This is a genomic window from Kribbella orskensis (assembly GCF_004342085.1).
In the GTDB taxonomy this organism is placed as follows: domain Bacteria; phylum Actinomycetota; class Actinomycetes; order Propionibacteriales; family Kribbellaceae; genus Kribbella; species Kribbella orskensis.
In genome coordinates this window covers 22516-31033 of the sequence record NZ_SLWM01000043.1, presented here as the reverse complement: position 1 = coordinate 31033, position 8518 = coordinate 22516, and the positions used below count along the sequence as shown (strand labels likewise).

Below are 8518 nucleotides of genomic sequence, written 5' to 3'. Positions count from 1 at the left end.
GGGTGCAGGCCCCGGCCCCAGGGCCCCAACACCCACAGCCCCACCAACACCCCTGACCTCCGCCAGCCAAAACCATTCCCCAACAGGCTCTACAAAGTGCCAGTCGCCACATAACCCGCCAGCGCCGGCCGTGCCGCGCCAGCGCCGGCCGTGCTGCGCCAGCGCCGGCCGTGCCGCGGCGGTGGCTGGCGGGTTGCTCGACCGCTGGCGGCTTGTACAAGGTGCCAGTCGCCACTTAACCCGCTATTGGGCCTCGACGCTGCTGCGAGCGCGCGATGGCGCGCCGGATTCGGGCGACCAGCTCGGCGGGCTGCGCGAGGTCAGCCCAGACCGCTCGCACCACCTCGTAGCCGAGGTCTCGGAGCTTGTCCTCACGGGCTTTCTCGGCGATCAGCGCCTCGGCGCCGACGCCGGCGTACTTGAGCGCACCATCGAACTCGACGATCACTCCCCAACGTTCGAACAGGAAGTCGACTCTCGCCACCAGTCTTCCGCCGGCATCCCGGATCTCAACTTGCAGCAACGGCTCCGGCAGGCCGAGGTCCGACATGAGAACGCGCAGACGCGACTCGCCAACCGACTCCGCCCTGGCGTCGCCGAACCACACCGCCCGCTGTGCCGTATGGGTGCCAGTCCGGCCGGTGAACAGCTCCAGCGCGTCCGTGAGCTGCTCGGCCGTGGCGACACCCAGCCGCAGCGCCGCATCGACGACAGACACCGCCACCGGGTATGGCGTGCCGCGGATCGTCTCCACCACCGACCGCGCACCAGGTGTCAACCGCTCCCGATCGACCTCGACCGGGTCGAGGACTGGCGGGCGGGCCGCATGCTGGCAAACCGATGCTCCCGATCTGCCGAAGCCGTCCAGCCGGGTGAGGTGAACCCGACTCAGGTCGAGGTCCGACACCTCCACGCCATGGAGGAGCAAGGCCGACTGATGGCTGACTACCGCGCGCCCACCGAGGCGGTGATAGATCGCTCGCGCCATCATCCGGTGCCGCCAGATCGCCTTGTCCCAGTCAGCCCGAGACTCGTCGTCAGGTCCAGGTATCGCGTAAGCACCACGGCAGAGTCGCAGCCAACGGCCGTCCCTGACACGCGCGTGGACTTCGTCATCGGTGTATCCAGCCGCGAGTGCGTCCCGGCGATCGAACCAGCCGCCTCGCTTCGCTGCCGTAGCAGCCAGGTTCATGTTCATGCCAGAGAACATGCCGAGCCTGGAGCAGCCCGCGTCTCGGGTTGCCAGCCTGTGGAGAACGTATCGATCACTGTTTGTTCGACCGCTGACGGCCTACAGGGCGCTAGCGGTCGGACAGGGCGCTAGCGGTCGAACAAGGCGCTAGCGGATCAGGTTTCGTGCTCGACGACGCGGACTCGGGGGACCTTGAGTTGGCGTTTGGCGCGGTGGGCCCAGTCGGAGCAGACGAAGCTTGCGGCGGTCTCGGGCCAGGCGACCACGACGACCTCCTGGCTCTTCGTACTGTTCACCAGGGTCTTCAGGGCCAGCAGGATCTCGCCGTGGGTGATCGAGACGTTGACCCTGCAGTCGTTCAGGCCGCGCAACCGGCGTGAGCTGTGCTCGATCACCGAGGCCAGGTCGGTGTCCGGATCCGCCAGCGCCGTCGCGGTCGACACAGCCGCCGCGCGAGAGACCGCGGACATGCCCGTGACATCCGCGAGGCTCGACCCGAGCAACGCCAGTGGTCCACCGATTCCCTCGGTCGGATGACTGGAGACGAGCAGGTGGTAGTCCACCAGATCTTCCCGCCTTGCGTGCAGGGCGGCCACGCGTCGTGCGTCGCCCTCGCTCATCTCCCGCTCGATGAGCACCACCACGTCGTACGTCATTCGTGGCTCCCTTCGCCGACCCTTCCTTTGTAACCCCAAAGGGCCGGCGAATCCCGTCAAAGCCACGGCAACTTCATCGAATTGTCAAACTCCGTGCCTCCGCCTCACTGCATCAGGTCCGGGATCTCGTGGGCGAGGAGCCGGCCACGGTCACCGGCGGCCGGCGCCTGGACGCGACCGGTGGCCCGCCGCGCGTCAGCCTTGGTGCCCGACTCTGTACCGGTCGCAGCCAGCGGTACTGCGGACTGCGGGTCCGCGGGGCGGCGGTGATGCCAGTCGGTCAGCGCCTGGTACGCCGCGGCGACGGCGAGCAGGCGATCCTCCCCGAAGGGCTTCCCGCCGAGAATCGTCCCGATCGGCACACCCTTGGCGGTGAAACCGATCGGCAGGGCGAGCTCGGGCAGACCGATCGCGTCGAACGGGTTGGGACTGGTCTGGACCACGACGTCGCACTGCTCGAACAGGTCGTCCAGCACGCGCTGCAGCAGAAGCACCTTTGCTCGCTGACCGATCAGGTATTCGTCAGCGCCGAGCAACGCGCCCTGCAGCCAACCGGTCACCGACACACCGAATCCCCGGAGATCCGACCGGAGCATCGGCAGGAAGGGTTCGCTCCGCTCGGGCAACCGGACGTTGTTGAACGCTGCGTTGGTGAGCACGTCCCACTCGTCGGGCATGGTCACGTCGACCACCTGAAGGTCTTCCACCTCGGCGAGCTTGCTCAGTGCGGCCCTGCGCGCGGCGGCCGTCTCCGAAGTACCCGTGGTGAAGCCTGGGATCACGCCGACCCTGGTACGCCAGCGCACCCCCACCTTGCGGCCCCGCAGTACGGGCGTGGCAGCGGTGATCAGGTCGGGCACGGGTGGGAGGCCCTGTGTGCGCGGGTCGTTCGGGTCCTCGCCGGCCATCGCGGTGAGCATGATCGCCGCGTCCATGGCATCCCGGGCGAGCGGTCCCGGGTGGTCGCGCGTGTAGCTGAGCGGCACGATGCCGTAGAGGGACACGCGGCCCATGGTCGGCTTGAGGCCGGTCAGGTTCTGCGCGTTCGACGGCGCGATGATCGAGCCGCCTGTCTGCGTTCCGACGGCGGAGGTCGCCATCCGGGACGCGACCGCGGTGGCCGATCCGGACGAGGAACCGCCCGGGTCGGTGGACGGGTCCGCGGGCGTCCACGCGTTGACGGTGGTGATCCTGCCGTCTGGCGTCGTCGCTCTCGTCGTGGCGAGTGGGCCCATCTGGGTCTTGCCGAGGACGATGCCGCCCGCACCCGTCAGCCGCCGTACTGCGGTCGCGTCGAAGGGTGGCTCGAACTTCTCGAAGAGGTACGAGTTCGCCGTGGTCGGGATGCCGCGGGTGTAGTAGTTGTCCTTGATCGCGAGCGGGATGCCGTGCAGCGCGCCACCGCGGGTGCGGCCGAGCGAACGGGCCCGGGCGAGGGCCTCGTCGGCGAGGACCAGATTGAACGCCTGGTACGTCGCGTCGAAGGCGCCGATCCGGTCGAGGTGGGCCTCCAGCAGGCGCTCGGGACGGAGCTTGCCGCTGCGGATCAGCGTGGCGGCCTCGGCGATCGTGAGTTCGGTGACGTCGGCGATCGCCTCCGGGCGGACGGGGACGTCGGGGGTGGTGGTCGATTGGAGGTTGCCCTGCGGTCCTGCGTATGCGACGGCGGGCAGGGTGACCGTGCCGACTGTCGCGGCTGCGGCGACGGCGCCGACGCGATGGATGAAGGAACGGCGGTCGACTCGGGTGTCCATCGGCTCGTCGGTCGTGGTGACGACCTCGTGGTTCAGCGGGGCGGTCACCGGGACTGCCTCTCGATGTCGATGGACGGGAAGAGGGCGGGCGGGGAGACCTGCTGCGCGAGGGCGGCGCGGTCACTCTCCGGACCGGCGGCCGCGAACTGGTAGGCGGCCAGCGGGACGATCGTGGTACGGACGAAACTGCGGAGTCCGGCCAGCGCGGCGTCGCGTCCGGGACTGCCCGTTTCGGGGTCGGGCGCGGTACCGGCAGGGAGTTGGTCGAGATCGATGCCGATCGCGGCCAGCCGGGCGCGAATCATCACGTCCAGCTCGGCGTCCGTGGGTGGGGTGAGGCTCACTCGTGCTCCTCGAGGTCTGCGGCGGAAAGACTGCAGACCTGTTATGTCACGACATGTATGTCCCCACATTTCACTGATGTCGCAGCAAAGTTAACTCCCACCCTGCGGAGGGACCGGCCTGGGTGCGGGAAGCGTCAGGCGCGAGGACCTCGGTGCGGGTTAGTGGGTGGGGAGGTTGGCTCGGGTGTCTGGGGTGAGCGGGGTGAGGAGGTCGGTGGCGGTTGTGAGGGTGAGGTTGGTGGGGTCCAGAAGGTGGGGGTGGAGGGCGTAGACCTCGGCGCCTGCTTTGGGGTCGATGTCGCCGGTGATGACGGCGATGAAGTCGGCGCGGTTGGCTGCGTCGAGGTCCCAGTAGCGGTCGGGCTCGAGGCGGGCAGTTAGGCGGCGGGCGAAGTCGGGGAGCTCTTCGGAATCGCCGCGGAGGTACCCGACCACCGAGCCGTCGGCGCAGCGGACGACCACCTCGTTCGTCCGTGCCGCCGCGTGCCAGCAGCACACTTCCCACAGGCTCACCCGGTCGCCGGCGCCGTGGACCTCCTCGATCGTCGCCGCCATCAGTGCGACCTGCGGCGCATACCGCGCGATGCCGTGCCCGTACCCGGCGGCGCTGAGGTTCACGTCGTACCAGCGGAGTTCCTTGGTGTGCAGGTCGACGCCGAACGGCAGCAGGATCTTGGCCGGCCCGGTCAGGTCGAACCGCTCCTCCACCGCGGCCGGGTCGAACAGCCCCGTCGGCTGCCGCATGACCCCGATGAAGCCGCGCTCGAGCTCGTTGAACGGCACGTCGTTGTAGCTGAAGACCACCGGCAGCACGTAGCGCCCGCCCAACCGGCGCAACGCGACCAGGTCGAGGTCGACGAACTCCGTCGATCCCTGCGGCCCGGGCGCTGACGTGAGATTGCCCGAGTGCACCAACGCGTCCTGGTCGAACCTGAGCCGCGTGTAGTCGCACAGCCCGAGAAACGCCCACTCCTCGTCGAACACCGCGACCGAGAGGTCCAGGTCGACCCGCCTCCCGGCCGGCTCCACCCAGTGCACGAACAGCCGCAGCAGCTCGTCCTGCGGGATCGGCGCCGCACTCCCCCGCGTCATCCGCAGCAACGTGGACGACGTGCTCCGCCCAGAAGCAGGCGCAGCCAGCCGCGCCAGCTCCTCGTCCAGGAACGCCCGCCGCACCTGCGGCAAGGAAGTTGCCCGACGCAACAATTCACCCACCAGTACTGCGGCCAGCGCGGCGGCGAGTTCCGCGGGCAACGGTTCGCGATCATCCACGGAGGTCCAGATCCGGGTCGTTCCGCCGCGCGGGAAGAACAGCCGCAGGTCACCCGGCGGCGTCCGGACCTGGCCAAGTGCGGCGGTCAACACGAAAGGCGACACGTCCGAGACAGCCGTAGCGACTGCCTCCATCAGTGAGCCGTGCGCGTCCACCGGCAGTGCACGAGCAAGCTGGACCAGTCGGCGGAGCATCTCCCCCGGCCGCGTCCGCAACAGGTTCAACGCGAGATCGGCCCGCCCAGCCGCGAACGCTCCCTCGACCCGACTGGCGAAGGTGTTCATCCTCGGCCGTCCACCTTCGAGCCGGACGACGGGATGCTTCGCAGCCTCGCTGAGCACCGCGCGACCGGCAGGGGTCGTGGCGTCCAAGGTGGTCCCGCGGAGCACGGCGAAGGCGAGGGCGGCGACCGGATAGCGGTCGGCGAACTCGAAGGGATGCAGGTTCTCGCCGACGCGCTTCCAGGCGCGGTGATGCCGCAGCATGTCCTCGACGAGTTGCTCCACCGGCATTCGATCGAGCCGCGCAAGCACGGTCCGACGGATCCCCCGCGCCAGCGACTGGCGCCGTACAGGTGGGTTGCGAAGACCGGGATCGGCGCCCATCAGCACATAGAGGAGACGCAGCGCATCGGTCGCGGTCTCGATGAGATCGTCGACCAACGAAGAAAACCGCGGCATCAACAGCGCGAGAACCAGCGCACGCGTCTCCCGGACCGGGATCGTGTCCGGCAGCCAGGACGGGTCGGCTTTGGACAAGAGCACCCGGAGGTCGGCACGGTCGCCGGCCGACAGCGGCGTACGACGAGCGAGAAGCTCAGAGGCTGTCGCCCTAGCGGCATCGGCCGGCGCCAGGGTCAGCAGTCGGAGACGATCGGCGCGACCCGGAGTGGTCACCTCGTCGAAGGACGGCTCGAGGAACGGATCGTCCGGATCGAGGTGCCGCAGACAGATCGGGCATGCGCTGAAGTCGGCTCCGTCCCAGCACGAGCGACAGACCAGGTGTGCGCAGGGCGATACGGGCTGGACCGTCTCCACCTCACCGCACAACACACAGGGCTGCTCGGGCTTCTGCAGCAGCCGCGCGAACACCCTGTCGACGTAGAAGGTCTCGGTGTTGCCCGGCACGCTCTCGGGGAAGCCTCGGAACAGCGGTACGTGATCGGCCGCGCTGCCCGACTCCGCGTCCAGCACGTCCAGCAGTTCACGACCGAAGCCGGTCAACGCGAAGGGGTTCAGCCCGGCACAGTGCCGGTAGAGATTCGCCGAGAGCAGGAAGCCGCGCTGGATCAGCTCGGCCTGCAACGCGGCCAGCCCTGCTTGCGTCGTGAGTGGGTGCCGCAGCCACTGCCACGCGGACCGGCGTACGGGTGGGGTGAGACGGGCGGCGTCGACCAGTCGACGGCGTCGCAGCAGGACCGCCGCTAGTGCGTCAGGCATCGACCCTCCCCGTGAACATCGGCAACAGGAACAGCAGTGGGAACCACAGCAGGGACACAGGTGCCAGGGGCGGAGAGCGAACGCGCTACATGCCTGGTGAAGGAGAAGGAAGCACGTCCAAGAGCCGCCCCTGGCAAGAAGAACGCTACTGGGCTCCACCGACAGTTTCGGAGCCCCCGTGACGCTGGTCCGAGAGCCTGTCCAGAGGCCTGTCCTGGAGCGGCGCGACGGCCGCGGGTCCGCAGAAGGGACCGGACAAAGAAGAGGTCCGGTACCAGGGTCGGGGCCGCCCCGCCCAGACCCCGGTACCAGACGACTCCAGAGTAGAGCCGCCGGACAAGTCCTGCGCCATCGGGCCACCCCAGATGGCACTTATTTGCCGCCAACAAACCCTTGAATGAGTGGACCACTGAGCCCGCTGGATCAGACCACTGGCGTGGATTCCATCACATCGGCGGCCGGGCCCAGGCGGAGGGAAACCCTTATTGTCACGCGCGGCAGGTGTCGGGCCACGGATAGTGGTTAAGGTCTCCGTCATGGTTGGTGGGGTGGTGGAACGGGCGCGCTGGCGTGATGTGTTCGGACATGCCGAGTTCAGGGCGTTGTTCCTGGCCGGCATCCTGTCCGTCGCCGGCGATCAGCTGGCCCGCGTCGCACTCTCCGTGTTGGTGTTCGAACGCACCGAATCCGCCGGGCTCACCGCGCTCACCTACGCCCTGACCTACGTGCCGGATCTGCTCTTCGGCCCTTTGCTCGCAGGCATCGCCGACCGGTATCCGCGGCGCCGTGTGATGATCATCACCGACCTGGCGCGCGCAGTACTGGTGGCCGCGATGGCGATCGGGGCGCTGCCGCTGATCATCGTGATCCTGCTGCTGATCGCGCTGCAGGCCTTCGGCTCGCCGTTCAACGCGGCACGCGCCGCGACGCTGCCGGTGGTGCTGCCAGGCGACCACTACGTGCTCGGCAAGGCCGCGAATGACATGGTCGTGCAGTTCAGCCAGGTACTGGGCTTCGGCACCGGCGGCCTCGCAGTGGTTGCGGTAGGGACCTCGGGAGGCCTGCTGCTCGACTCCGGGACCTTCCTGCTGTCCGCACTGCTCATCGCCTTCGGAGTGCACGCTCGCCCGGCCCCTGCGAAGCAGGTCGACGAGCCGCGACGCAGTTACTTCGCAGACATGGCCGCAGGCGCCTCACTAGTCCTCCGTACTCCGAGCCTGCGCGCGCTGATCGCTCTCGCGACCATCGCCGGGTTCTACGTCACGGTGGAAGGCCTAGCTGTCCCCTACGCGAACGAGATCGGAGGCGGGCCGAAAGCAGCGGGACTCCTGCTCGCCGCCAGCCCGGCCGGGGCGGTCGTCGGCATGTGGCTGATCACGCTGTGGCCTCCTGAGCGGCGGATGCGCCTGCTCGGGCCGCTCGCGGTCGCCGCCTGCGTCCCACTCGTGTTCTGTGCCTTCACGCCCGGACTATTGCCCACGCTCGCGCTCTGGGGGCTCTCAGGGATGGCTTCGGCCTACCACCTGCCGACGAGTGCCGCCTTCGTCCAGGCAGTGCCGGACCACCAGCGGGGCCAGGCGTTCGGAGTCGCCAGTACGGCTCTGAAGGGCAGCCAGGGCCTCGGGATCCTGCTGGCCGGCCTGATCGCCGACAGGACCTCGCCATCGCTGGCACTGGCTGTGGTGGGTGCCGCGGGAGTCCTTGCGGCCCTTGTGGCGGGCACTGCCTGGGCCCGTGCCCGCCAGGGCTCGGCCGGAACTGTGGAAACAGTTACGGAATGAGCGGCCGGAGACTCAGGGAAATATCGCCGGACGCCGTCCGTAAAATGTGAGTAAAGAATCTTTCGGAATCAGCGGCGGT

At 68.7% G+C, this 8518-nt stretch carries 6 protein-coding genes; 1 reads left to right on the top strand and 5 read right to left on the bottom strand.

Annotated elements, in window-relative coordinates:
- Positions 1-235: 235 nt before the first annotated feature.
- From EV644_RS42880 to EV644_RS42860, 5 genes are all read right to left on the bottom strand, one after another.
- Positions 236-1198, bottom strand: coding sequence for a type IV toxin-antitoxin system AbiEi family antitoxin domain-containing protein (locus tag EV644_RS42880; RefSeq protein WP_132197335.1), 963 nt, complete (start codon positions 1196-1198; stop codon positions 236-238).
- A 149-nt stretch (positions 1199-1347) separates the two neighbouring features.
- Positions 1348-1848: a hypothetical protein gene (locus EV644_RS42875; RefSeq protein WP_132197337.1), complete on the bottom strand. Its 501-nt coding sequence runs from the start codon at positions 1846-1848 to the stop codon at positions 1348-1350.
- Between the two features lie 104 nt (positions 1849-1952).
- Positions 1953-3650 (bottom strand): amidase, encoded by a 1698-nt coding sequence (locus EV644_RS42870; RefSeq protein WP_241999435.1) that lies wholly within the window; start codon positions 3648-3650, stop codon positions 1953-1955.
- Entirely contained in the window at positions 3647-3946 is a 300-nt protein-coding gene (locus tag EV644_RS42865; protein ID WP_132197339.1) for a hypothetical protein, read from the bottom strand. The genes EV644_RS42870 and EV644_RS42865 overlap by 4 nt, the downstream gene beginning before the upstream one ends.
- A 159-nt stretch (positions 3947-4105) precedes the next feature.
- Complete coding sequence (locus EV644_RS42860) at positions 4106-6658, bottom strand: MXAN_6230/SCO0854 family RING domain-containing protein (RefSeq protein ID WP_132197341.1); 2553 nt, start codon at positions 6656-6658, stop codon at positions 4106-4108.
- 536 nt (positions 6659-7194) lie between these two features.
- Here EV644_RS42860 and EV644_RS42855 point away from each other — a divergent pair.
- The gene (locus tag EV644_RS42855) at positions 7195-8439 is read left to right on the top strand and encodes an MFS transporter (protein ID WP_132197342.1); all 1245 of its coding nucleotides are present in this window, start codon (positions 7195-7197) and stop codon (positions 8437-8439) included.
- Positions 8440-8518: the final 79 nt, after the last annotated feature.